The organism is Mycobacterium sp. URHB0021, assembly GCF_054057895.1.
In genome coordinates, this window is sequence record NZ_JBSRZT010000002.1 from 2,722,533 (window position 1) to 2,747,961 (window position 25,429).

Here is a 25,429-nt window from a genome sequence, read left to right on the forward strand (position 1 = left end):
CTCAGCCTAATTTGCCCGCGATGCCGCATAAGGTGTTCGGGTGCGTCTCGTGATCGCCCAGTGCACCGTCGACTATGTCGGTCGGCTCACCGCTCATCTGCCGTCGGCCCGCCGACTGCTGTTGTTCAAGGCCGATGGATCGGTGAGCGTGCACGCCGACGACCGCGCGTACAAGCCGTTGAACTGGATGAGTCCGCCCTGTTGGCTGACCGAGGAGGCGGGCGGCGCGGCGCCGGTGTGGGTGGTCGAGAACAAGACGGGGGAGCAGCTGCGCATCACGGTCGAGGACATCGAGCACGACTCCAGCCACAAGCTCGGGATCGACCCGGGGCTGGTGAAGGACGGCGTCGAGGCGCACCTGCAGGCGCTGTTGGCGGAGCACGTCGAGTTGCTCGGCACCGGCTACACGTTGGTGCGCCGCGAGTACATGACCGCCATCGGCCCGGTCGACCTCTTGTGTCGCGACGAGCAGGGCCGATCGGTCGCCGTGGAGATCAAGCGCCGCGGTGAGATCGACGGGGTCGAACAGCTCACCCGCTATCTCGAGCTGCTCAATCGCGATACCGTGCTGGCCCCCGTCGCCGGCGTCTTCGCCGCCCAGCAGATCAAACCCCAGGCCCGAACATTGGCCACCGATCGCGGGATTCGTTGCGTGACTTTGGACTACGACAAGATGCGGGGCATGGACAGCGACGAGTTCCGGCTGTTCTGACCCGCCCTACACTGGGCAGTATGCCCCGGCGCCGCACCCCGCCCCGCAGGCCACCCCCGTTGCCGCCGTTCCCGGCGACCCGTCGGATCGAACCGGGGCCCGACGGCTACGAGTACGAAGTGCGCGCGATAGCGGCCTCGCGTGCGACGAAGATCTACCGCTGCCCGGGCTGTGACCACGAAATCCGTTCCGGCACAGCGCATGTCGTCGCGTGGCCGGCGGATCGGGGAGAGCAGGCGGGGGACGACAGAAGGCACTGGCACACGCCGTGCTGGGCGAACCGGGGCACCCGCGGCCCGACGCGGAAGTGGTCTTAGGCCTGGTGGTCGGCGGCCGGCTCGGCGAGCTCGATCAGCACGCCGCCGGCATCCTTGGGATGAATGAAGTTGATCCGCGAGGTTGCGGTACCGCGGCGGGGGGCGTCGTAGATCAGCCGGACGCCCTGCTCGCGAAGCCGCTCGGTGAGCGCGTCGATGTCGCTGACGCGGTAAGCGAACTGCTGCAAACCGGGACCGCGCTTGTCCAGAAACTTCGCGATCGTCGATGTCTCGTCCAGTGGGGCCATCAGCTGGACCTGTGAGCTGCCGACGGGCGCACCACGCACCGACAACATCGCTTCGCGGATACCCTGGTCGTCGTTGACTTCTTCGTGCACCACGATCATGCCGAGATGGTCGTGATACCACTTGATCGCGGCGTCCAGGTCGGGCACCGCGATGCCGACGTGATCGATTGCGGTCACCAGGGCACTAGCGAGCACCGGACGTGCATCTACGTGCTCGGTCGTCATAACGTAACGGTAACCTTTACTGGAATGTTTGCGTATGTGTGATCGGCCACACAGTTCGCCGAAGACACCCCTTGGAGGTAGGAATTGACAACGTCGGTGATTGTTGCCGGTGCGCGTACGCCGGTCGGCAAGTTGATGGGGTCGCTCAAGGACTTCTCGGCCAGCGACCTGGGCGGTATCGCCATCTCCGCGGCGCTTGAAAAGGCCAAGCTGCCAGCATCGCTCGTCGAATACGTGATCATGGGTCAGGTGTTGACCGCGGGGGCCGGTCAGATGCCGGCACGGCAGTCGGCGGTTGCCGCGGGCATCGGCTGGGACGTGCCGTCGCTGACGATCAACAAGATGTGCCTGTCCGGCATCGACGCAATTGCCCTGGCCGATCAGTTGATCCGGGCCGGCGAGTTCGACGTCGTGGTTGCGGGCGGCCAGGAGTCGATGACAAAGGCGCCGCACCTGTTGATGGACAGCCGTGCGGGCTACAAGTATGGCGATGTGACGGTGCTCGATCACATGGCCTACGACGGCCTGCACGACGTGTTCACCGACCAGCCGATGGGCGCGCTGACCGAGCAGCGCAACGACGTCGACCGGTTCACCCGCGCACAGCAGGACGAGTTCGCCGCGCAGTCACACCAAAAAGCCGCCGCGGCATGGAAAGACGGTGTTTTCGCCGATGAGGTGGTGCCGGTGAGTATCCCGCAGCGTAAGGGCGACCCGATCGAGTTCACCGAGGACGAGGGCATCCGCGCCGACACCACCGTGGAGTCGTTGGCCGGCCTCAAACCGGCGTTCCGTAAGGACGGCACCATCACGGCGGGGTCCGCGTCGCAGATCTCGGACGGGGCGGCCGCGGTGGTCGTGATGAACAAGGACAAGGCAATCGAGCTGGGGCTCAGCTGGCTGGTCGAGATCGGCGCCCACGGTGTCGTCGCGGGCCCGGATTCCACCCTGCAATCGCAGCCCGCCAATGCCATCAAGAAGGCGGTTGCCCGCGAGGGCATCTCGATCGACGCGCTCGATGTCATCGAGATCAACGAGGCGTTCTCGGCGGTCGCGTTGGCCTCGATCAAGGAACTCGGCGTCGACCCGGAGAAGGTCAACGTCAACGGCGGCGCGATCGCGATCGGGCATCCGATCGGCATGTCCGGCGCTCGGATCACCCTGCACGTCGCGCTCGAACTGGCGCGACGCGGTTCCGGTTACGGCGTCGCGGCCCTCTGTGGCGCCGGTGGGCAGGGCGACGCGCTCATCCTACGAGCCGGCTAGCAACCAACGACACGTCGTAGTAGCTGGCGTTGCGCTCCGGCACAATGGCGCCCATGACGAGCACATTCGATCTTCGGTCGGCCAGCGGCTGGTTACGGCTGATCGCCTTGCTGGAGGCGGTCAGCTGGGTGGGTCTGCTGGTCGGCATGTATTTCAAGTACCTGGGCAGCCCGCGGACCGAGATCGGCGTCAAGGTGTTCGGAATGGCCCATGGCTTGGTCTTCATCGCCTTCGTGGTGACCGCGCTGCTGACCGGAATCGCGTTGAAATGGGCGGCCGGGACTTGGTTGCTGGCGTTGCTGGCAAGCATCGTGCCGCTTTGCAGTGTGATCTTCCTCATATGGGCCGACCGGACCGGGCGCATGGGTGCCGCGGGATCTGGGGCCGCCGTTGCCCGGCCGGGGCGGTCAGCACCCGAAACGACATGACAGACTTGGGGGGTGACTCGTCCCCGACCCCCCATCGCGGCCTCCATGGCCGGTGCGGTTGATCTGTCGGCCCTCAAGCAGCGAGCTTCCGCAGGCGCCGAAAGCGGCGATGCCACCGCTGCTCCGGGTGGCGTGGAAATCACCGAGGCCAACCTCGAAACCGAGGTGCTGGTCCGGTCCAATCAGATGCCCGTGGTGGTGCTGCTGTGGTCGCCTCGGAGCGAACCCAGTGTCCAACTGGGCACCGTGCTCGCCGAGCTCGCGGCCGCCGACCGCGGCAAGTGGTCGGTGGCGACCGTGAATGTCGACACCCAGCCGCGCGTGGCCCAGATGTTCGGTGTGCAGGCCGTGCCGACGGTGATAGCTCTGGCCGCCGGCCAGCCGCTCTCGAGCTTCCAGGGTCCGCAGCCGCCCGAGCAGTTGCGTCGCTGGGTCGATTCGCTGCTGGAGGCCACCGCCGGCAAGCTCGCCGGAAGCGCCGACAGTGACGAACCCGAACAGGTGGATCCGCAGCTCGCGCAGGCGCGGGCACATCTGGACGCCGGCGAGTTCGACGCGGCGCAAACCGCGTATCAGGCGATCCTCGACGCCAACCCCAACCACGCCGAGGCCAAGGGGGCGGTGCGCCAGATCGGCTTTCTGCAGCGTGCCTCGGCTCAGCGCCCGGATGCCGTCGCCGTGGCAGACGCGGCGCCGGACGACATTGACGCGGCTTTCGCCGCCGCCGACGTGGACATCCTGCAGCAGAACGCCGTCGCCGCCTTCGATCGGCTGATCGCGCTGGTCAAACGCTCGGCGGGCGAGGACCGTACGAAGGTGCGCAACCCGGCTGATCGAGCTGTTCGACCTCTTCGACCCCGCCGATCCCGAAGTGATCGCGGGCCGGCGCAACCTGGCCAACGCGCTTTACTGACCCGCTCGCGGGGGATCAGGCGGGTTCGAACCACAGCGCGGCCAGTGGCGGCAGCACCATCACGGCCGACGCTTGCCGACCGTGCCACGGCTCGTCGGTGGCCTCCACCGTGCCGAAGTTGCCGATGCCGGAGCCGTTGTAGATATCGGCGTCGGTGTTGAGTACCTCGCGCCACGTGCCTGCATGGGGAAGGCCGAGTCGATATCGGGTGTGTTCGGAGCCGGAGAAGTTGAACACGCACGCCATCACGGAGCCGTCATCGCCGAAGCGCAGGAAGCTCAGCACGTTGTTGGCCGAGTCGTTGGCGTCGATCCACGAGTAGCCCTCGGGGCTGCTGTCGCGCGACCACAGCGCCCGACGGGTGCGGTAGATGTCGTTCATGTCGCGCATCAGTCGCTGAAGCCCGCCCGAGAAGCTGTTCTCGTCGAGTTGGTGCCAGTCCAGCCCGCGTTCCTCAGACCACTCCGCCCGTTGGCCGAACTCCTGGCCCATGAACAGGAGTTGCTTGCCGGGATGCGCCCACTGATACGCCAATAGGCCGCGCATGCCGGCCGCTTTGACGTGGTCGTTGCCCGGCATCCGTCCCCACAGCGTGCCCTTGCCGTGCACGACCTCGTCGTGGCTGATCGGCAGCACGAAGTTCTCGCTGAATGCGTAGAGCATCGAGAACGTGATCTCGTGATGGTGGTAGCTGCGGTGGATCGGGTCGCGTTTGATGAACTCCAAGGTGTCGTTCATCCAGCCCATGTTCCACTTCATCGAGAAACCGAGGCCGCCAAGATTTGTCGGGCGAGTCACGCCGGGCCACGACGTCGACTCCTCGGCGACGGTGACGATGCCGGGCGCGAGCTTGTGCACCGTGGCGTTCATCTCCTGCAGAAACTGCACGGCCTCGAGATTCTCCCTGCCGCCGTACACGTTCGGCGTCCAGCCGCCCACCGGCCGGGAGTAGTCGAGGTAGAGCATGGACGCGACCGCGTCGACGCGCAGGCCGTCGATGTGGAACTCCTGCAGCCAGTACAGGGCGTTGGCCACCAGGAAATTGCGTACCTCCGCGCGGCCGAAGTCGAACACGTAAGTGCCCCAATCCAACTGTTCGCCACGGCGAGGGTCGGAATGCTCGTAGAGCGCGGTTCCGTCGAACCGGCCCAGGGCCCACGAGTCCTTCGGGAAGTGCGCGGGCACCCAGTCCATGAGCACGCCGATACCGGCCCGGTGCAGCGAGTCGACCAGGAAGCGGAACTCGTCGGGTGACCCCATCCGTGAGGTCGGGGCGTAATAGGAGGTGACCTGGTAGCCCCAGGATCCGCCGAACGGGTGTTCGGCCACGGGCATCAACTCGACATGTGTGAAGCCCTGCTCGACAACGTATTCGGTGAGTTGTTCGGCCAGCTCAAGGTAATTCAGCCCCGGCCGCCACGACATCAGGTGCACCTCGTAGGTGCTCATCGGCTCGAACACCGGGTTCTGGGTGGCCCGCTGCGTCATCCAGTTGTCGTCGCCCCAGGTGTAGTCGCTCTTGGTCACCTTCGACGCCGTCTGCGGTGGGACCTCGGTGGCGAACGCCATCGGATCGGCGCGTTCGGTCAGCGCCCCGTCGGCGCCGTGGATGCGGAACTTGTACATGCCGCCGACTTCGAACCCGGGCCAGAACAACTCCCACACACCCGTCGAGCCCAGCACCCGTAACTGGGCCTCGGTGCCGTCCCAGTGGTTGAAATCGCCGATCAGGCTGACGCCCTTGGCGTTTGGCGCCCACACAGCAAAAGACACGCCGTCGACGGCGCCGTCGGGGGTGGTGAAGGTGCGCGGATGGGCACCGAGGATCTCCCAGAGGCGCTCGTGGCGCCCCTCGGCGAACAGGTGCAGATCCACCTCGCCCAGCGTGGGCAGGAACCGGTACGCGTCGGCGATGGTGTGCACGTCGGTGGACCCATTTGCGCCGGGGTAGCTCACCTCGAGCCGGTAGTCGACAAGTTTGGTGAAGGGCACCGCGACGGCGAACAGCCCCGCTTCGATGTGGACAAACGGGTAGCGTTGGCCGCCGATGAGCGCCACCACGTCGGTCGCGTGCGGCCGATAGGCCCGGATCACGGTGTGGTCGTCGTATTCGTGAGCACCCAGGATCGAGTGCGGATCGTGGTGTTCGCCCGCCAGTAGCCGATTGAGATCGGCCGTATGCGGCCTCAGGTGCGGGCTGGTGAGTTGGTTGGTCTGCGTCATCTCGTCACTCCCTACGCAGTAGGTTGAGTCGTTGGTCTGCCGATATCTGCGGCATGTTCAGCACATGGGCCACCGCGCGGCCCGGATCAATGCGGACGTAGTTGGCTTGTCCCCATTGGTATTCCTCTCCGGTGATCTCATCGCGCACCCAGAAGCGGTCGTAGTGCTCCATTCCGAGCGCTCCCATGTCCAGCCACAGCGTCGCCTCTTCGGGGCCGAACGGATTGAGGGTCACCACCACCAGCACCTGATCGCCGGTCTGTGGGTCGAACTTGCTGTACGCCAGCAACGCGTCGTTGTCGATGGGGTGGAACTTGATGGTGCGCAGCTCGTGCAGCGCAGGGTGCAGCCGGCGGATTTCGTTGAGCTGGGTGAGGAACGGCTCGAGTGATTCACCGTCGGCCAGGGCCGCCTCGAAGTCGCGGGGTCGAAGTTCGTACTTCTCTGAGTTCAGATACTCCTCGCTGCCCTCCCGGACCGGCCGGTGCTCGAACAACTCGTAGCCCGAATACACACCCCACGCCGAGCTCATCGTGGAGGCCAGGACGGCTCGGATCGCGAACATGCCGGGACCGCCGTGCTGCAGGCTCTCGTGCAGGATGTCTGGCGTGTTCACGAACAGGTTGGGCCGGGCGTAGGCGGCGTGCTCGGCGATCTGCTGACCGAACTCGGTGATCTCCCACTTCGCGGTGCGCCACGTGAAATACGAATAAGACTGCGTGAATCCCAGTTTGGCCAGCCCGTACAGCCTTGCCGGCCGGGTGAACGCCTCCGCCAGGAACAGCACGTCGGGATCTTCGTTCTTGACCTGCCCGATCAGCCAGGCCCAGAAGTTCGGCGGCTTGGTGTGCGGGTTGTCGACCCGAAATACCTTGACCCCGTGCGAGACCCAATACCGCACCACCTGCAGTACCGCTTCATAAAGGCCGGCCGGGTCGTTGTCGAAGTTCAGCGGGTAGATGTCCTGGTACTTCTTCGGCGGGTTCTCCGCGTAGGCGATCGTCCCGTCGGGCAGCACGGTGAACCACTCCGGGTGGTCCCTGGCCCAGGGATGGTCGGGCGCGCACTGCAGCGCCAGGTCCAGCGCGACCTCCATGCCGTCGTCGCGGGCGGCGGCGACGAAGTGGTCGAAGTCTTCGATGGTGCCCAATTTCGGGTCGATCGCGTCGTGGCCGCCTTCGTCGCTGCCGATGGCCCACGGTGAGCCGACGTCGTTGGGCGCGGCGGTGACGCTGTTGTTGCGGCCCTTGCGGTGCACTTTGCCGATCGGATGAATCGGCGGCAGGTACACGATGTCGAAGCCCATCCGCGCGACTCGAGGCAGGGCCTTGGTCGCGGTCGCGAACGTGCCGTGCACCGGGTTGCCCTTTTCGTCCCAGCCACCGGTGGAGCGCGGGAACAGCTCATACCACGAACTGAATCGGGCCAGCGGGCGATCGACCCAGACGCCGTACTGTTCGCCGCGGGTCACCAGTTCGCGCAAAGGGTACTGATCGAGCAGCCCGGTTACCTCCTCGGCCAGTGCCGCTCCCCCGCGAGTGAACGGGTCGCCGGGTTCGCGCAACCTCGCCGCGGCGTCGATCAGCGGGTAGCGAAGCTGCCGCGGCACGCCCGTCGCGGCGCGTTCCAGCAATTTGGCGCCCACCAACAGATCGTTGGACAATTCGTTCTCGCTCTGACCGACGTCGAGTTTGGCCGTCACATTCTTTCGCCACGTGGCGATGGGGTCACCCCAGCCGTCCACCCGGAAGGTCCATAACCCGACGCTGTCGGGGCTGAACTGGCCGTGGAACTCATCGGGCGTCCGGCCGCTCGACATCGGGAGGACCCGCGGCTTCTTACGGGACGGCGGTGCGACCACATCCTGGATCGGAACGGGCTCCGCGGACGTGACGAGCCCGGGCGGGCCCTCCGCCAGCTGCGGGTACGCCGTGCCGTGGTAGCGGACCACCAATGTGGCCGCCACCGCGTCGTGGCCTTCGCGCCAGACCGTCGCCGACACCGGCACAACCTCACCGACGACCGCTTTGGCCGGGTACCGCCCGCCAGAGACGACAGGCGCGACGTCGTCGATTCCGATCCGACCGGCCACCCCACCACTCCTCACCGTGACGCGGCCGTGGAGGTCAGTCGTCGACGTCGCCGACACGGCCGCTCTCGTTCGTCTTCACCGTCTTGAAAGCGTCTTGAACCTTCGTGCGCCCTATACCCACCGTAGTGTCCGGCTCAATCCAGCGCTGGTGAAGCGATCGGTCCACCAGGGCTGCAGGCATGCGAATTGTCAGTAAGGTGGTCTCGCGTGAAAGCCCTTCGCCGGTTCACGGTCCGTGCCCACCTCCCTGATCGCCTCGTCGCGCTCGAACGGCTTTCGATCAACCTGCGTTGGTCGTGGGATAAACCCACCCAGGACCTGTTCGCGGCCATCGATCCGGTGCTGTGGGCGCAGGTCGGGTGCGACCCGGTTGCGCTGCTTGGGCAAGTCAGCCCCAAGCGGCTGGACGAGCTCGCCGAGGACGAATCGTTCGTGCGTCGTCTCGACGGACTCGCGGGCGATCTCGATAACTATCTGACCCGGCCACTCTGGTATCAGGAGCAGAACGCGGGTGGCGCCGAGCTGCCCAACGGCATTGCCTACTTCTCCATGGAGTTCGGCGTGGCCGAGGTGCTGCCCAACTACTCCGGCGGGTTGGGCATCCTCGCGGGAGACCACCTGAAGTCCGCCTCCGACCTGGGCCTGCCGCTGATCGCTGTCGGATTGCTGTACCGCTCGGGGTATTTCCGCCAGTCGCTGACGGCGGACGGTTGGCAACACGAGAGCTACCCCTCGCTGGATCCACAGGGGCTGCCCCTTCGGTTGCTCGCCGACCACGATGACAATCCGGTTCTGGTGGAGCTGAAGATGCCCGACTCCGCCCAGTTGCGGGCCCGCGTGTGGATCGCGCAGGTCGGCCGGATCCCCTTGTTGCTTCTGGATTCAGACATTCCGGAAAACGAGCACGAGTTGCGTGGCGTCACCGACCGGCTGTACGGCGGTGACCAGGAGCACCGGATCAAGCAGGAAATCCTGGCCGGCATCGGCGGGGTGCGCGCGATCCGGGCGTTCACCGAGATCGAGGGGCTGCCCTCGCCGGAGGTCTTCCACATGAACGAGGGCCACGCCGGGTTCCTCGGCGCCGAACGGATCCGGGAGCTCATCGACGCCGGCCTGGACTTCGACACCGCGTTGGCGGTGGTGCGCTCGTCGACGGTTTTCACCACCCACACCCCGGTGCCCGCCGGCATCGACCGGTTCCCGGTGGAGATGGTGAAGCGCTATTTCGGCAGCGCCCCCGGAGACCCGTCCGGTGCGGATTCGCTGCTGTTGCCCGGTGTGTCACTGGACCGGATCATCGCGTTCGGCGCGGAGGACGACCCGTCGAAGTTCAACATGGCGCACATGGGCTTGCGGCTGGCGCAGCGCGCCAACGGGGTGTCGCTGCTGCACGGCCGCGTCAGCCGGACCATGTTCAACGAGCTCTGGCCGGGCTTCGACACCAACGAGGTGCCGATCGGCTCGATCACCAACGGGGTACACGGGCCGACCTGGGCCGCCCCGCAGTGGTTGGAGCTGGGGCGTGAGCTGGTCGGCAGCGAAGACCTCGGCTCGCTGACCGAGCCCGACACGTGGCAGCGGCTGCACCAGGTCGATCCCGGGCACATGTGGTGGATCCGGTCGCAGCTGCGCCAGGCGTTGATCGAGGACGTCCGGGCCCGGCTACGCAGATCATGGGTGGAACGAGGCGCTTCCGATGCGGAATTGGGCTGGATCGCAACAGCATTCGATCCGGACGCGCTGACCATCGGGTTCGCCCGGCGGGTCCCGACGTACAAGCGGTTGACGCTGATGCTGCGCGACCCGGAGCGGCTCGAGCGGCTGCTGCTCGACGAGAAGCGGCCGGTCCAGCTGATCGTGGCGGGCAAGTCGCACCCCGCCGACGACGGCGGAAAGGCGCTCATCCAGCAGGTGGTCAAGTTCGCCGATCGGCCGGAGGTGCGGCATCGCATCGCCTTCCTCCCCGACTACGACATGTCGATGGCACGCCATCTCTACTACGGCTGCGACGTCTGGCTCAACAACCCGCTGCGGCCGCTGGAGGCGTGCGGGACGTCGGGGATGAAGAGCGCACTCAACGGCGGACTGAACCTGTCGATTCGCGACGGCTGGTGGGACGAGTGGTACGACGGGGAGAACGGCTGGGAAATCCCGACCGCCGACGGTCTGCTGGACGAAAGCCGGCGCGACGACCTGGAAGCGGCCGCCCTGTATAGCCTGGTCGAGAAGTCGGTCGCGCCGAGGTTCTACGACCGCGACGAGAGCGGAGTTCCGACGCGGTGGGTCGAGATGGTCCGTCACACCCTGATGGAGCTGGGGCCCAAGGTGCTGGCGTCGCGGATGGTGCGCGACTACACCGAGAAGTACTATGCCCCGGCCGCGCGCTCGCTACGCCGGACCGTCGAACCCGACGGGGACGGTCAGCCGTTCGGCGCCGCGCGTGACCTGGCCGCCTATCGGACGCGTGCACATGAAGCATGGCCGAAGATCCAGATCACCGATGTGGACAGCTACGGGCTTCCGGATACGCCCCTGCTCGGCTCGGAACTCACGCTGACCGCGACGGTCGACCTGGCCGGGTTGCGGCCCGACGAGGTCGCGGTGCAGGCGGTGCTGGGCCGGGTCGATGCCGGCGACGCCCTCGTGAATCCGATGACCGTGCCGATGCAACACACGGGCACCGCCGACAGCGGCAACGAGATCTTCTCGACGACCGCGCCGTTGCCGGTCGCCGGTCCGGTCGGCTACACGGTGCGCGTGCTGCCCCACCACGAGTTGCTGGCCGGCGACAATGAACTCGGCCTGGTCACGCTTGCGTGAGCGCTGCTCTCAAAGTATCGGTTGGCGGCGGGCCATACGCGCTGGCCGCAGCTCCGGACGGGGCGATGTGGGTGACGCTGGTCGAGAGCGGCGCGATAGCGCGGGTCACAGACGACGGCGACGTCACGATGTATCCGGTCGGTCCGCAATCGCGGCCCTCGATCATCGCAGCCGGACCCGACGGCGCGATGTGGTTCACCCGCACCGGCGACGACCGCATCGGCCGGATCACCATGGCAGGCGAGTTGACCGCATTCGAATTGCAGGAGGACAGCGGTCCGTTCGGCATCACGGCGGGCCCGGATGGTGCGCTGTGGTTCACCGCGATGAAATCGGGTGGTATCGGCCGGATCTCGGTAGACGGCGAATTGTCCAGCTGGCCGTCGGTCGGTGCTGCGCCGTCGATGATCGTCAGCGGCCCTGACAACGCGTTGTGGTTCACCCTCAATCAAGGCAATGCGATCGGCCGGTTGGCGTCCGCAGATGGGGTCACAGTACGCGAATTGCCCACCGCGGCAGCGGGGCCGGTGGGCATCGCCGCGACCCACGACGACGCGGTGTGGTTCACGGAGATTGTTGCCGACAAGCTCGGCCGCATTCCGATGGACGAGGCGATCCAGGAGATGGACCTGCCGGGTAAACCACACGCCGTGGTTGCCGATCCTGACGACGGCGTATGGGTGAGCCTCTGGGGAGCGAGTCAGATCGCGCGCGTCTCCGGTGACGGCTCAGAAGTGGTCACGATCGACCTCCCGCCGGGCAGCGAGCCCCATGGATTGGCGATTGGGTGCGATGGCGCGCCATGGGTCGCGTTGGAGTCGGGGTTCGTACTTCGACTGCCCACCTGAGAGCGCCCGAATCGAACTGACCTGGTCACACTCGCATAAAGACGCGTCGACATATGCGTCGCCTCGCGGCTCGAAGCGCATCTGCCGGGTAATGATCTTTGGCGGACCGTGTTCCGGCCGAGGAGGGCTGCGTTGTGGTGGTTCGTCCGTTGGTCGTGTTTGCCGCCTGCTTTGTCGCGTGTGCGCCAGCCACTCCGATCGCATCCGCGGAGCCCGACACCGCGCCCGTCGTTGCGGAGGTCCCCGCGCCGCAGGCCGCTCCGCCGCCACCACCCGATGACGGCCGGGTGGAATCGTCGCCACCGGCGACGACCACGACTCCGGACGGGTGGACTCTCACGCTGTCGGCCAGGGACGAGACACAACGTACGACCGCACCGCTGACCACAGCCATATCGTCGCGTGAATACGAGGTGGGTGGCATCTTCAGCGGCTCCCTGACGGGCCCGGAGTCAGCGGATCCGCCGGAGGGCACGCTCGAAGTGGGCTACCAGATCGGCTGCGGCATCGATATGAGCACGTCCAACGGTGTCTCGCTGACCGGCACGATGGGACTCAGCCCGTCAATCGGCGTGCTCGGCACCGACCTGGTTTCGCCAATCCCCGAGGGCGTCATTCCGGGCGTCGGCACCAACATCGGCGGCGGCGTGACCGTCGGTCTCAAGCCCGGGCTCATCAACATCGTTCCGGTGTCGAAGAAGGCGTTCCACGGTGCCGATCCGTGGATCATGGTCGACGGGTTTCGCATCAAGATCGACGGGTGCGTCGGCGAGTCGTTCATTCGCTCGTATGCGTTTCTGACCAGGTCCACCCCCATGTCGGACGCGGTTCGGGCCTGGTACGGCGTGACCAAGAAGGTCTAGTCCTGTGTCATTTTCAGTGCGGTGGTTGGCGGTGCCAGCAATTCAACGCCGATGTCTGAGCCTGGATCGACATCTGCGACGACAACTCATGACCCCATGTCTGGACGCGGATGGCCCCAGGGCCGGTGTTGACCGGCTGCGGTGATTGAACCTAATTCAGTGTGGGTGGTGGTTGGGGTTGGAAGGGTTGATACCACCAGCAGTGGGCGCGTTCGCCGGTGGGTCCCGGATACGGTGGGACCGCCGATGGGGGTTGGGTTGGGGGGCGGGCCAGCGATCCCGGGGTCAGGGTGCGCCCGGCGCTGTCGGTGACGCACAACTGGGCTGGGGGTCCGGTGATGGTGATGCCGCCGCGGTGGTGCAGCCGGTGATGGTAGGGGCACAGCAGCACCAGGTTGTCCAGCTCGGTGGGTCCGCCGTCTTCCCAATGCCACAGGTGATGCGCATGCAAACCCCGGGTGGCCGCACACCCGGGCACCGCGCAGCTGCGGTCGCGGTGCTCCAGGGCGCGGCGCAGCCGGCGGCTGATCACCCGGGTCGCCCGCCCCGCCCCGATCGGCTGACCGGCGCGTTGGAACCACACCTCGCAGGTGGCATCACAGCTCAGGTAGCGCCGATCGGCAGCCGACAGCAGCGGACCCAGATGCAACTGAGCGACCTGGTCTTGCACATCGACGTGGACCACCACGGTGGTGTGCTGCCCGTGCGGGCGGGCCGCCGCCTCGGCGTCCCAGCCGGCATCCACCACCGCAGAAACGCCGCGCCGGTGGACGGGAGCGGCGGCCGCCGCCCGGACGCGTCACCGCCGGCGGCGTGATCGCGTTTGCCCTCGGCGACCAGCGCCTCACGATGAGACCGCAGGGCCGCGTCGAACTTCGCCGCCTCCAGATGCGGCAACGTGATCCGATACTGGGTGCACGTCTCATCGGAGGTGGAGCTGATCGAAACCTGCGACTCCGGCTCGGGCTCGGGCTGCGGCTGGGGCTGGGCGTCGGGGTCGGGTGGGGGTTCGAGCTTGACCGCGGTGCGCAACTGCGACACCGAGGCGACGCGGGCGAACTCCGCGTAATGCTCATCGGAGCCATCGGCGGCGCCGCCGGCGATCACCCCGACCTGATCCAGCGACAGCCGACCCTCCCGCATCCCCTGCGCGCAGCGCGGAACACCGGCAACCGGTGCGCGATGGTGGCGATCGTGGCGGCGTTGCCCGACGAGGCGCCCAGCTTCCAGGCCAACAACGCCGCGATCGAGCGCGCCCCGGTCGACCCGCACAACCCGTCGTGGTCCAACTCCGCGACGATCGCCACAATGCGCCCATCAATGGCATTGCGCTGCCCCGCCAACTCCGACAACTCCCCGAACAACACCTCAACACGCTCGCCAGCCCGCACCACCGGCACCTCAAGCGACGCGGTCGAAGACATAACCCCATCATCACAGCCAGGTCCGACAAATTCGGGCCACCCGAACCCGGCCGGGATCAGATGCCAACAGGCCCAACCCGATCGGACGCCATCAGCCGGCTTCGCGATGCCCGGTGTGCTGGAGAATTTCAGGCGCGACACACCAGCAGGTCTGACTCAGGGGAAGCGCTTGAAACAGCGGTCCTCGTCGCCGAGTACCCCGACGCGGAATGCGTCGATGCGGGAGAAACCCGACGGCACCGACTCGCCGTTGATGTCGCTGGCGACCAGGCCATTGGTCAGGATTCCGGACAGCGCCTCGTCGACGTCACCCGCGGTCAGCGCGACGGTGTTGCCGTCGGGGGTGGTGACATCCTTCGACATCTTCGCCGTCGCGACGCCGGTGAGACAGGCGGTGCGCAGCGCGGCCTCGGCATTGTCGAGCTTCAGCCCACCGCGCTCCTGCTGGATGGCCAGCATGTATCGGGATACCAGCACCGAATACGCGGTGTTGTCACCCGAGGCGAGCCCGCCGCTGTCCTCGTTGTCGTTCTGCGTGCCCATTTTCGCGAGTTTGTCCAAGTCCACTGCGATGGTGTTGGTGGCCGGACAGTACGAGGCGGGTCCACTCGGCCGGCCGTCGGGGCATTTCGACGCCTGCGACGTGTCGAACGTCAGCTGCGGAGGTTCGGCCGGTGTGAACAGAATCCCCATCGCGTCGACGATCGATCGCACCGAATCCTCGGTGACCGAAAGCTCGCCAGTCTGGTCCTCCGGCAACAGCTTTGGCAGATCGCCGCGCCGCTGGCCGATCTCCCTCAGGTCGATGGACTTGCAGGCCGAGGGGCCTTCGCTGAAACCGAACTGGAAGGCCGAGAGCCGGTCGAACGCCGAGCCGTGTTCGTCGATACCCGCCTCCGGATCACCCTCGGCGAGCAGCGGGTCCCGGAATGCGATCACGGCCGCCAGCACGTTGTTGAGTCCCTCGCCGGTCGACAGCGAAAACCGGGGTGACTTGTCCTCGGCGACCCAACGCATGTACGACCCCGCGAAACAGTCGGCCTGCTGTTCGGAGACCAGGGTCGGGGTGCCCTTCTTGGTGAGCCCGGACTGACGCTCCACGGAGTGGCCGTATTCATGGGCGAGCACCATCGTCACGCCCATGTCACCATAGGTGCGTTGCAGTGACGGAAGCAGTTCGCCGCGGTCCCAGCCGATGGTGTTGTCGTCGTGACAGAACGCGGCGTTGACCAGGCCGTAGGTATCCTCGCCACAGAAGGTGCCGTCAAAACCGTTGGCGTCCCAGGAGATCAATGCCTCGACGGGGCTGAACGAGCCGTCGAAAGTGTCGCTGTAGGTGCCGTCCCAGAACTCCTCGATGTCACTGACGGCGTTGCGGGCCAGTTCGTCGACCTCACCGTCATCGGTGCCCTGAACATCCCGCGCCGGTTCGTGCGCGTCGGGGCGTAGCCCGGTCGGGCCGTCCGTCGCCGGCATGCCGGCCACGTGGAAGGGATCGTCGAACACCGAGACGGCCTTGCCCTGCAGCGTCGTGCTGCACGACGTGACGAGCAATGCCGAGCACGCGGCGACAATGACGCCCACCAGGTGTGGTCGGCTCATGGACGCCGCCTTTCGAGTGGTCTAGCGGCCGGGGCGGCGCGCACTGGAAGATTGCTGACAGGATAGTGAAAAGGCGCACGCAAGCGCGTCAATACACCGACAACCAGTGGCGATCAGGCCTGCGCGCGAAGGCGTTCGAGCGCCTTGCGCACCTGCTGCGGGTCGGTGGTCGCCCAGAACGGCGGCAAAGACGCACGGAGGAAGCCCCCGTAACGGGCGGTGGCCATCCTGGAGTCGAGCACCGTGACGACGCCACGGTCGTCGACGCGCCGCAGCAATCGGCCGGCACCCTGCGCCAGCAGCAGCGCCGCGTGGCTCGCGGCGACGGCCATGAACCCGTTGCCGCCGCGGGCGGCCACCGCACGCTGCCGCGCGGTCAACAGTGGGTCGTCCGGGCGCGGGAACGGAATGCGGTCGATCAGCACGAGCGACAGGGACGGCCCGGGCACATCCACTCCCTGCCATAGCGACAGCGTGCCGAACAGCGACGTCTCCGGGTCCTCGGAGAACCGCTGCACCAGGGCCGACGTGGTGTCCTCGCCCTGACACAACACCGGGGTGTCGAGGCGCTCTCGCATGATCTCGGCGGTGGCCTTGGCGGCGCGCATCGACGAGAACAACCCTAGGGTGCGTCCGCCTGCGGCGGTGATCAGTGCCTCGATCTCGTCGAGCTGCTCGGCTGAACCGGTGCCGTCCCGCCCTGGCGGAGGCAGGTGCGCCGCGACGTAGAGAATGCCCGACTTGGCGTGCTCGAACGGTGAACCGACGTCGATGCCGCGCCATTTCACTGCTTTGCCGTCCGCGCCGGCCAATCCCCACGCTGATGCCATTGCGTCGAACGTCCCGCCGATCGTCAGCGTCGCCGAGGTGAGGACCGCCGTGGAGTGCTCAAACAGCCTGCCGCGCAACAACCCTGCCACCGACAACGGCGCTACGCGCAGAACCGCGCGGACGCTTCCGCGGTTGTCTTCATGGTCCAGCCATACGACATCTGTGCGGTCGGCGATCGCGGGCACGAACGACGTCAGGATTCGTGTGGCGGTGTCACTGATCTCGGACAGCGCCGTCGCCGCCTCGGACCGTGCCGCCGCCGCTTTCGGGTCGCTGGGCGCGGTGTCGATCGCCGAGCGAGCCTTGCTGGCGGCGTCTCGCAACGCGGTCACATACGTCGCCATCTCCTCGTCGAGCACGTCGATGCGCCCCGGTGCGGCGTCGTGGAGCGCCGACGACAGCGTCGCGGTCGTGGCCTCGAGGCGCTGCGCGAGTTCGGGGTCGATCAGGCGCGCGGCGCGGCGGTGTGCCACGCCCATCGACGTCGCCGACAGCTCGCCGGTGGCCACGCCCGTCACCCGGTCGACCAGTTCGTGCGCCTCGTCGACGACGAGCAGTTCGTGTGCGGGCAGCACCGCCGCATCCGTCATGGCGTCGATGGCCAGCAGCGCGTGGTTGGTCACGACGACGTCGGCATGGCCTGCTTTGTCCCGTGCCTTCTCGGCGAAGCAGTCGGTCCCGAACGGGCAGCGGGCCACGCCGATGCATTCGCGCGCCGACACCGAAACCTGAGACCACGAACGGTCCGGAACCCCGGGCGTCAGGTCGTCGCGGTCTCCGGTATCGGTATCCGACGACCATGCGATGAGCCGCTGCACGTCCCGGCCGAGAGCGCTGGCCGCCATGGGGTTGAACAATTCCTCTTGTGGCCCGTCCGGTTCTGTTGCCGTGCCATTCTGAATGCCATTGTGAATCTTGTTCAGGCACAGATAGTTTCCGCGACCCTTCAATAGCGCGAACTCCGGCCGACGCGGGAGTGCGTCGGCGAGCGAATCGGCCAGCCGGGGCAGATCGCGATCGACGAGCTGGCGTTGCAGCGCGATGGTCGCCGTCGACACGACGACCGGCTCCTCGGCGGCGACCGCCCGCGCGATCGCGGGCACCAGATAGGCCAGCGACTTGCCGGTGCCGGTGCCGGCCTGCACCGCCAGGTGTTCACCGGTGTCGAAGGCATGGGCCACCGCCTCGGCCATCTCGATCTGGCCGCTCCGCTCCGCACCGCCCAGCGCGGTGACCGCCGTGGCCAGCAGCTCGTTGACGCCCGCTATCTCGTCCGTGGGTACTCCTATGCGCCTCTGCCCGGCTCGGGGGCGATCATGCGGGTCGGGACGGCAGGTTCACCCTTTGAGAGCTTCAGTCCGTCCCACGGCAGGCTCAGCAGCCCCGCCCGCACCCGTTCCCGGGCGGCCTCGAGGCTGTCGTCGATGACCGGTCTGCCCGCCTGCACGAATGGCACCGTAAGGCACCGTTCGACCAAGCCGTGATCGACCGGCGGGTGACCGTGGGGATGGACGACCTCCTCCACGATCGTGCCCGACTGCTTGGCCAGCCGCAGCGCTTGTTTGCGGCCGCCGTGGGACCCCTTGTGGCTGCTGCGTTTCTCCACCGGGATGCCGTCCACCTCGACCAGTTTGTACACCATGCTGGCGGTCGGGGCGCCCGAACCGGTGACGACAGACGTACCGACGCCGTAGATGTCGGCAGGCTCGGCACGCAGCGCCGCTATCGCGAACTCGTCGAGATCGCCGGACACCACGATGCGGGTCTTGGTCGCGCCCAGCCCATCGAGTTGTTCGCGGACCTGTCGGGCCAACTCCCCGAGATCGCCGGAGTCGATGCGGACCGCGCCGAGTCCGGCACCCGCCGCCTCGACGGCGTTGGCCACCCCGGCGGTGATGTCGTAGGTGTCGACGAGCAGGGTCGTGCCGACTCCCAGCGCGTCGATCTGTGCCCGGAACGCCGCCTTCTCGTCCGGACCTGCAGCTGAGGTGTGCAACAGCGTGAATGCGTGCGCGCTGGTGCCCAGGGCGGGCACCCCGTATCTGCGCTGAGCCTCGAGGTTCGACGACCCGCCGAAGCCGGCGATGTAGGCCGCGCGCGCCGCGGCGACGGCGGCTTGCTCGTGAGTGCGCCTCGAACCCATCTCGATCAGCGGGCGATCCTGCGCGGCGCTGACCATCCGCGCGGCCGCCGAGGCGATCGCCGTGTCGTGATTGACCATCGACAGCGCCAGGGTCTCCAGCACAACGCATTCGCCGAAGGTGCCGTGCACCGACAGCACCGGGGAGCCGGGGAAGTACAGCTCACCCTCCGGATATCCGTCGACGTCGCCGGTGAACTCGTAGTCGGCGAGGTACGCGAGCGTCTCGCGATCCAGAAAATCCGACAGTGACGCAAGAGCCGCCTCGTCGAACCTGAACTGGCCCAAGGCTTCCACGAAGCGTGCGGTGCCCGCGACCACGCCGTACCGCCGCCCTTCGGGCAGGCGGCGGGCGAACACCTCGAAGCTCGTGCGGCGATGCGCGCTGCCGCCGTGCAGCGCGGCGGCGAGCATGGTCAGCTCGTATTTGTCGGTCAGCAGGGCCGGGGAGGCCAGAGTCACACCGCAACCGTAGCCGCTCGGACGGCTCGGTATGCCCGGGCTATTCTGGGGCACATGGTTACGCCGGCGAAGGCTCGACCGGGAACAAGCGAGGAGCGGGGCGCCGCAACCGCCGATGCCACCGACACCCCGTGGATAACCCTCGTCTGGGACGATCCAGTGAATCTGATGACCTACGTGACGTACGTGCTGCAGAAGTTGTTCGGCTATAGCGAGCCGCACGCGACCAAGCTCATGCTTCAGGTGCACAACGAGGGCAAGGCCGTGGTGTCGGCGGGCAGCAGGGAGACCATGGAGGTCGACGTGTCCAAACTCCACGCCGCAGGCCTGTGGGCGACGATGCAGCAGGACCGCTGACACAGAGTGCGTAAGTGGAAACGAGTCGACACCGCTAACGGCCCGCGGTTCCGGTCATCCCTGGCTTCTCACGAGGCGGCGTTGCTGTCGAGCCTCGTGACGTCGATGCTCGGAATGCTCGAGGAACGCGAATCCGCTTCGCCGGCAGATGAACTCGAAGAAATCACCGGCATGCGTACCGGCAATTCACGGCCGCCGGAAGACGACACGATGAGGCGCCTGCTGCCCGATTTCTTCCGAACCCACAACGATCACCCGGCGGGTTCGGCCGCCGCGGAGAGCCTCAACAGCGCGCTGCGCAGTCTGCACGAGCCCGAGATCATCGACGCCAAACGCCATGCGGCGCAACGCCTGCTGGACACCGTCCCAGCGGCGGGCGGAAAGTTCGAGCTGACCGAGGATGACGCGCACGCTTGGGCGGCCGCGGTCAACGATGTCCGGCTGGCGCTGGGCACCATGCTCGAGGTGGGCCCCAACGGTCCCGACCAGCTGCCCGCTGACCACCCGATGGCCGGGCATCTCGATGTGTATCAATGGCTGACCGTGCTGCAGGAATACCTCGTGCTGGGGCTGATGGGGAAGGCGCGGTAGATGGGCACGATAACCGACGTCGGCGGAATCCGGGTCGGCCATCACCAGCGAATCGATCCCGGTGTCGAGCTCGGCTCGGGCTGGGCCAGCGGAACCACCGTTGTCCTCACCCCGCCCGGCACCGTCGGCGCCGTCGACGGCCGGGGCGGTGCGCCGGGCACCCGCGAGACCGATCTGCTGGACCCCATCAACTCGGTGCGCCACGTGGACGCCGTGGTGATCAGCGGCGGCAGTGCCTACGGACTGGCGGCCGCCGACGGTGTGATGACGTGGCTCGAGGCTCGTGACCGGGGGGTGGCGATGGCGGGCGGTGTGGTGCCGATCGTGCCCGCCGCGGTGATCTATGACCTGCCGGTCGGTGGCTGGCAGTGCAGGCCGACCGCGGAGTTCGGCTATGCCGCGGCCGAGAGCGCAGGTCTGGACGTGGCGATCGGCACCGTCGGCGCGGGTACCGGTGCCCGCGTGGGCGTGCTTAAAGGCGGGATCGGGACCGCATCGATGATGCTCGACTCTGGGGTCACTGTCGGCGCCCTGGTGGTGGTCAACGCGGCGGGAAACGCCGTCGACCCGGCCACCGGACTGCCCTGGCTGGCGTATCAGATCGAGGAGTTCGGCCTGCTCGCGCCGCCGGCCGACGAGATCGCCGCCTACGCCGACCGGCACACCGAGTTCAGTCCCCTCAACACGACGATCGCCGTGGTGGCCACCGACGCCGCACTCGGCCCGGCCGCGTGCCGCCGGATCGCTGTCGCCGCGCACGACGGTCTGGCCCGCACCATCCGGCCGAGTCACACCCCGCTCGACGGCGATACCGTGTTTGCACTGGCCACCGGTGCCGTCGAGGTACCGCCGGACCCCACCACGCCGGCGTCGATGTCACCGGACGTGCCCCTGATCACCGAGGTCGGGGCCGCGGCGGCGGACTGTCTGGCCCGTGCGGTGCTGGTCGGCGTGCTGGCGGCGGAACCGGTCGCCGGAATACCGACCTACCGCAGTCTGTTGCCCGGAGCGTTCGAATGACAGGGATCGCGAGAGGGGTAGGCCAGTGCTGGTGATCCGGGCCGACCTGGTCGAGGCGATGGTGGCGCACGCCCGCGCCGACCATCCCGACGAAGCGTGCGGCGTGATCGCCGGACCCGAGGGATCGGACCGGCCCGAGCGGTTCATCGCGATGCTCAACGCCGAACGGTCGCCGACCTTCTACCGGTTCGATGCCGGTGAGCAACTCAAGGTGTGGCGCGGTTTGGAAGAGGCAGGCGATGCGCCGGTGGTGCTCTATCACTCGCACACCGCCACCGAGGCGTACCCGAGCCGCACCGACATCTCCTACGCATCCGAACCTGACGCCCACTACGTGTTGGTGTCCACCCGCGACCCCGACGAACACGAACTGCGCAGCTATCGCATCGTCGACGGCGTCGTCACCGAAGAGCCCGTCAAAATCGTTGAGCAGTACTGATTCAGGAAGAGCGACCCATGCCCATCAGCGTTTCCATTCCGACCATCCTGCGCACCCATACCGGTGGCGAGAAGCGTGTCACCGCCAGCGGTGACACCCTGCAGGCGGTGATCAGGGACCTTGAGGCGAACTACTCCGGCATCTCCGAACGCCTGGTGGATAACGGCAAACTGCACCGGTTCGTAAACATCTACGTCAACGACGAGGACGTGCGGTTCTCGGGTGGATTGGAGACCGAGATCTCCGACGGAGACTCTGTCACCATCTTGCCCGCCGTCGCGGGCGGATGACTTGACCCGGTACGACTCGCTGCTCGAGGCGCTCGGCAACACCCCGTTGGTCGGGCTGAAAAAGCTGTCTCCGCAGTGGGATTCCGAACCGCACCTCCGATTGTGGGCCAAGCTCGAAGACCGTAATCCCACCGGCTCGATCAAGGACAGGCCCGCGCTGCGGATGATCGAGGACGCGGAGCGGCGCGGGATCCTGTCGCCCGGCACGACGATCCTGGAACCGACGAGCGGCAATACCGGGATATCGCTGGCGATGGCCGCGTTGCTCAAGGGCTATCAGATGATCTGCGTGATGCCCGAGAACACGTCGATCGAACGGCGTCAACTGCTCGAGTTGTACGGCGCGAAGATCATCTTCTCGCCGGCCGAAGGCGGGTCGAACACCGCGGTCGCCCACGCGAAAGAGCTTGCCGCCGAGAACCCTTCGTGGGTGATGCTCTATCAGTACGGCAATCCAGCCAACACCGACTCGCACTACTACGGCACCGGCCCCGAGATACTGGCCGACCTACCGGAGATCACCCACTTCGTGGCGGGTCTCGGCACCACCGGAACCTTGATGGGTACCGGTCGGTATTTGCGTGAGCAGGTGCCCGGCATCCAGATCGTCGCCGCGGAACCCCGCTACGGCGAAGGGGTCTACGCGCTGCGCAACATCGACGAGGGATTCATCCCCGAGTTGTACGACCCCGACGTGCTGACGACGCGGTACTCCGTCGGCTCCTACGACGCGGTCAAGCGGACCCGGGACCTGGTCCAGGTGGAGGGAATCTTCGCCGGCATCTCGACCGGCGCGGTCCTGCACGCTGCGCTCGGCATGGCCGCCAAGGCCCGCACGGCGGGTGAGCGCGCCGACATCGCGTTCATCGTTGCCGACGCCGGCTGGAAGTATCTGTCGACCGGCGCCTACGCCGGTAGCCTGGACGACGCGGAGGACGCGCTGGAAGGGCAGCTATGGGCATGAGTGGACCGGGCGGTTATCCGGGCATGGCCGGGCCGCCCGCGGCGCCGAAGAAAAGACCCGCCTGGCTGGTCGGTGGGGTCTCCGTCGTCAGCTTCGTGGTGTTGCTCTACGTCATCGAACTCTTCGACTCGCTGTCCAACCACCGCCTCGACGACAATGGCATCCGGCCCCTGGAGACCGAGGGCCTGATGGGCATCGTCTTCGCGCCGCTGCTGCACGCGAACTGGGATCACCTGATCGCCAACACGGTTCCTGCGCTGATCCTCGGTTTCCTGATGACGCTCGCGGGGATGTCGCGGTTCATCTTCGCCACCGCCATCGTCTGGATTCTCGGTGGCTTCGGCACGTGGCTGATCGGCAATGTCGGCGCCCACTGCCCGTACGTCGGCGTCAGCTGCGAGACCAACCACATCGGCGCGTCCGGCCTGATCTTCGGCTGGCTGGCATTCTTGATCGTGTTCGGCTTCTTCACCCGCAAGGTGTGGGAAATCGTCGTCGGCGTCATCGTGCTGTTCGTCTACGGGGGTGTGCTGCTCGGCCTGCTGCCCGGCACGCCGGGGGTGTCCTGGCAGGGCCACCTGTGCGGTGCCGTCGCCGGAGTGGTGGCGGCGTATCTGTTCTCCGGTCCGGAGCGCAAGGCGCGCGAGCTCCGCAAGGCCACAGCGGCGAATCCGTATCTGACACCGTGAGCCCGCCGATGGCTCCCGTCGGGATCTTCGATTCCGGCGTCGGGGGACTCACTGTCGCGCGGGCGATCATCGATCAGCTGCCCGATGAGGACATCCTCTACGTCGGCGACACCGGCAACGGACCCTATGGCCCCCTGACCATCCCCGAGATCCGCGCGCATGCACTGGCGATCGGCGATGACCTCGTCGAGCGGGGCGTGAAGGCGTTGGTGATCGCGTGCAACACCGCGTCGTCGGCGTGCCTGCGCGACGCCCGCGAGCGGTATGCACCCGTGCCCGTGATCGAGGTGATCCTGCCCGCCGTGCGCCGCGCAGCGGCGGCCACCCGCAATGGCCGCATCGGAGTGATCGGCACCGCGGCGACCATCGCGTCAGGTGCCTACCAGGATGCCTTCGCGGCTGCCCGCGACACGGAGGTGATCGGTGTCGCCTGTCCGCGCTTCGTCGACTTCGTCGAGCGCGGGGTGACGAGCGGCCGCCAGGTCCTCGGGCTCGCCGAGGGCTACCTGGAACCGCTCCAACGCAGCGAGGTCGACACGCTGGTGCTGGGGTGCACCCACTACCCGATGCTGTCGGGACTCATACAGCTGGCGATGGGTGATCAAGTGACGCTGGTGTCCAGTGCCGAGGAGACCGCCAAGGACTTGCTGCGGGTGCTCACCGAGAACGATTTGCTGCGCTCCCACGATGCGGCACCGGCCACCCGCCTGTTCGAGGCCACTGGGGATCCCGAGGCGTTCACCACACTCGCCGCCCGGTTCCTCGGTCCGACGTTGGAGGGAGTCCGGCCTGTTCAGCGTCACGTCGGTGCCCAAAAGTGATTCTCATTGCCATAACGGAACTAAAAGCGGCGATGTTTTCGTCAACCGGATAGTGGGCATGGCAAGCTAGTGAATGTGCGAATCACCGTGCTCGGTTGCTCCGGCAGTGTCGTCGGGCCTGATTCGCCGGCGTCGGGTTACCTCGTAACCGCCCCTGACACACCTCCATTGGTGATCGATTTCGGTGGCGGGGTACTGGGCGCGCTGCAGCGTCACGCCGACCCCAACTCCGTGCACGTGCTGCTGTCGCACTTACACGCCGACCATTGCCTGGACCTGCCCGGTCTGTTCGTGTGGCGGCGGTATCACCCGTCGCCCGCCCAGCAGCGTGGCGTGATGTACGGCCCGGCCAACACCTGGGCTCGTCTGGGCGCGGCGTCATCCCCCGAGGGTGGGGAGATCGACGACTTCTCCGACGTCTTCGACATCCGCCACTGGGTCGACAACCAGGCCGTGCAGATCGGTGCGCTGTCGGTGATGCCGAGAGTGGTGTGCCACCCGACCGAGTCGTACGGCATCCGGATCACGGACCCGTCCGGGGCGACGCTTGTCTACAGCGGCGACACCGGTTACTGCGATGCGCTGATCGATCTGGCCCGCGGTGCCGATCTTTTTCTGTGCGAGGCGTCCTGGACGCACTCGCCGGAGCGGCCGCCGAGACTGCACCTGTCGGGTACCGAGGCCGGCCGCGCGGCCGCCGAGGCCGGGGTGGCCGAGCTACTGCTGACCCACATCCCGCCATGGACCTCGCGCGAGGACGTGATCAGCGAGGCCAAGGCGGAATTCGACGGACCGGTGCACGCGGTCGTGTGTAACGAGGCGTTCGACGTCAAACGCGGCTGAG

Annotated in this window: 22 protein-coding genes and 2 pseudogenes; 17 read left to right on the forward strand and 7 right to left on the reverse strand. The window is 67.0% G+C overall.

All coding sequences use genetic code 11. The features are described from left to right. The first annotated feature begins 40 nt into the window (after positions 1-40). The gene (gene nucS, locus ACVWWN_RS15650; RefSeq protein ID WP_457144713.1) at positions 41-712 is read left to right on the forward strand and encodes an endonuclease NucS; all 672 of its coding nucleotides are present in this window, start codon (positions 41-43) and stop codon (positions 710-712) included. 20 nt (positions 713-732) lie between these two features. After that, positions 733-1,029 carry a hypothetical protein gene (locus ACVWWN_RS15655; RefSeq protein WP_457144714.1) on the forward strand — a complete coding sequence of 99 codons (297 nt, stop codon included), beginning with the start codon at positions 733-735 and terminating at the stop codon, positions 1,027-1,029. On the opposite strand, the gene mce is transcribed toward ACVWWN_RS15655, so the two are convergent. Further along, on the reverse strand, positions 1,026-1,502 hold the full coding sequence (gene mce, locus ACVWWN_RS15660) for a methylmalonyl-CoA epimerase (protein ID WP_457144715.1): 477 nt from the start codon (positions 1,500-1,502) through the stop codon (positions 1,026-1,028). The genes ACVWWN_RS15655 and mce overlap by 4 nt on opposite strands. An 84-nt stretch (positions 1,503-1,586) precedes the next feature. On the opposite strand from mce, the gene ACVWWN_RS15665 reads away from it, so the two are divergent. From ACVWWN_RS15665 to ACVWWN_RS15675, 3 genes and pseudogenes are all read left to right on the forward strand, one after another. Beyond that, on the forward strand, positions 1,587-2,768 hold the full coding sequence (locus tag ACVWWN_RS15665; protein WP_457144716.1) for an acetyl-CoA C-acetyltransferase: 1,182 nt from the start codon (positions 1,587-1,589) through the stop codon (positions 2,766-2,768). A gap of 44 nt (positions 2,769-2,812) precedes the next feature. Then, positions 2,813-3,196, forward strand: a complete 384-nt coding sequence (locus ACVWWN_RS15670; protein WP_457144717.1) for a DUF3817 domain-containing protein — start codon at positions 2,813-2,815, stop codon at positions 3,194-3,196. 12 nt (positions 3,197-3,208) lie between these two features. Then, a pseudogene (locus ACVWWN_RS15675) lies at positions 3,209-4,109 on the forward strand (tetratricopeptide repeat protein). A 15-nt stretch (positions 4,110-4,124) separates the two neighbouring features. Here the strand turns inward: ACVWWN_RS15675 and glgB are convergent. Then, positions 4,125-6,332, reverse strand: a complete 2,208-nt coding sequence (gene glgB / locus ACVWWN_RS15680; RefSeq protein WP_457144718.1) for a 1,4-alpha-glucan branching protein GlgB — start codon at positions 6,330-6,332, stop codon at positions 4,125-4,127. A 4-nt stretch (positions 6,333-6,336) separates the two neighbouring features. Then, positions 6,337-8,424 (reverse strand): alpha-1,4-glucan--maltose-1-phosphate maltosyltransferase, encoded by a 2,088-nt coding sequence (locus ACVWWN_RS15685; protein WP_457144719.1) that lies wholly within the window; start codon positions 8,422-8,424, stop codon positions 6,337-6,339. Positions 8,425-8,631: 207 nt separating this feature from the next. On the opposite strand from ACVWWN_RS15685, the gene ACVWWN_RS15690 reads away from it, so the two are divergent. The 3 genes from ACVWWN_RS15690 (at position 8,632) to ACVWWN_RS15700 (ending at position 12,955) form a co-directional block, all read left to right on the forward strand. After that, entirely contained in the window at positions 8,632-11,244 is a 2,613-nt protein-coding gene (locus tag ACVWWN_RS15690; RefSeq protein ID WP_457144720.1) for a glycosyltransferase family 1 protein, read from the forward strand. Continuing rightward, entirely contained in the window at positions 11,241-12,092 is an 852-nt protein-coding gene (locus ACVWWN_RS15695; protein ID WP_457144721.1) for a Vgb family protein, read from the forward strand. Before ACVWWN_RS15690 ends, ACVWWN_RS15695 begins: the two co-directional genes overlap by 4 nt. Before the next feature lie 134 nt (positions 12,093-12,226). Beyond that, positions 12,227-12,955: an MspA family porin gene (locus ACVWWN_RS15700; RefSeq protein WP_457144722.1), complete on the forward strand. Its 729-nt coding sequence runs from the start codon at positions 12,227-12,229 to the stop codon at positions 12,953-12,955. Between the two features lie 151 nt (positions 12,956-13,106). Here the strand turns inward: ACVWWN_RS15700 and ACVWWN_RS15705 are convergent. The 4 genes and pseudogenes from ACVWWN_RS15705 to ACVWWN_RS15720 all read right to left on the reverse strand — a co-directional run bounded on the left by ACVWWN_RS15705 (position 13,107) and on the right by ACVWWN_RS15720 (position 19,414). After that, positions 13,107-14,379, reverse strand: a pseudogene (locus ACVWWN_RS15705) (DUF222 domain-containing protein). Positions 14,380-14,535: 156 nt separating this feature from the next. Then, positions 14,536-15,981, reverse strand: coding sequence for a neutral zinc metallopeptidase (locus tag ACVWWN_RS15710; RefSeq protein WP_457144723.1), 1,446 nt, complete (start codon positions 15,979-15,981; stop codon positions 14,536-14,538). A gap of 113 nt (positions 15,982-16,094) precedes the next feature. After that, positions 16,095-18,080, reverse strand: a complete 1,986-nt coding sequence (locus ACVWWN_RS15715; RefSeq protein WP_457149149.1) for an ATP-dependent DNA helicase — start codon at positions 18,078-18,080, stop codon at positions 16,095-16,097. Between the two features lie 17 nt (positions 18,081-18,097). Further along, positions 18,098-19,414, reverse strand: coding sequence for a nicotinate phosphoribosyltransferase (locus ACVWWN_RS15720; RefSeq protein ID WP_457144724.1), 1,317 nt, complete (start codon positions 19,412-19,414; stop codon positions 18,098-18,100). A 54-nt stretch (positions 19,415-19,468) separates the two neighbouring features. Between ACVWWN_RS15720 and clpS the strand changes: the two genes are divergently transcribed. The 9 genes from clpS (at position 19,469) to ACVWWN_RS15765 (ending at position 25,428) form a co-directional block, all read left to right on the forward strand. Next, on the forward strand, positions 19,469-19,771 hold the full coding sequence (clpS, locus tag ACVWWN_RS15725; protein WP_457144725.1) for an ATP-dependent Clp protease adapter ClpS: 303 nt from the start codon (positions 19,469-19,471) through the stop codon (positions 19,769-19,771). A gap of 6 nt (positions 19,772-19,777) precedes the next feature. Further along, the gene (gene aosR / locus ACVWWN_RS15730; protein ID WP_457144726.1) at positions 19,778-20,362 is read left to right on the forward strand and encodes an oxidative stress transcriptional regulator AosR; all 585 of its coding nucleotides are present in this window, start codon (positions 19,778-19,780) and stop codon (positions 20,360-20,362) included. Beyond that, positions 20,363-21,382, forward strand: coding sequence for a P1 family peptidase (locus ACVWWN_RS15735; RefSeq protein WP_457144727.1), 1,020 nt, complete (start codon positions 20,363-20,365; stop codon positions 21,380-21,382). Between the two features lie 25 nt (positions 21,383-21,407). Beyond that, positions 21,408-21,821 carry a Mov34/MPN/PAD-1 family protein gene (locus ACVWWN_RS15740; RefSeq protein ID WP_457144728.1) on the forward strand — a complete coding sequence of 138 codons (414 nt, stop codon included), beginning with the start codon at positions 21,408-21,410 and terminating at the stop codon, positions 21,819-21,821. Positions 21,822-21,838: 17 nt separating this feature from the next. Beyond that, positions 21,839-22,111 carry a MoaD/ThiS family protein gene (locus ACVWWN_RS15745; RefSeq protein WP_457144729.1) on the forward strand — a complete coding sequence of 91 codons (273 nt, stop codon included), beginning with the start codon at positions 21,839-21,841 and terminating at the stop codon, positions 22,109-22,111. 1 nt (position 22,112) lies between these two features. Then, positions 22,113-23,075: a cysteine synthase gene (locus ACVWWN_RS15750; protein ID WP_457144730.1), complete on the forward strand. Its 963-nt coding sequence runs from the start codon at positions 22,113-22,115 to the stop codon at positions 23,073-23,075. Further along, positions 23,066-23,764 carry a rhomboid family intramembrane serine protease gene (locus ACVWWN_RS15755; protein ID WP_457144731.1) on the forward strand — a complete coding sequence of 233 codons (699 nt, stop codon included), beginning with the start codon at positions 23,066-23,068 and terminating at the stop codon, positions 23,762-23,764. The genes ACVWWN_RS15750 and ACVWWN_RS15755 overlap by 10 nt, the downstream gene beginning before the upstream one ends. Beyond that, on the forward strand, positions 23,761-24,585 hold the full coding sequence (gene murI, locus ACVWWN_RS15760; RefSeq protein ID WP_457144732.1) for a glutamate racemase: 825 nt from the start codon (positions 23,761-23,763) through the stop codon (positions 24,583-24,585). Before ACVWWN_RS15755 ends, murI begins: the two co-directional genes overlap by 4 nt. 69 nt (positions 24,586-24,654) lie before the next feature. Then, positions 24,655-25,428, forward strand: a complete 774-nt coding sequence (locus ACVWWN_RS15765; RefSeq protein ID WP_457144733.1) for a cyclic nucleotide-degrading phosphodiesterase — start codon at positions 24,655-24,657, stop codon at positions 25,426-25,428. The last annotated feature ends 1 nt before the right edge of the window (position 25,429 follow it).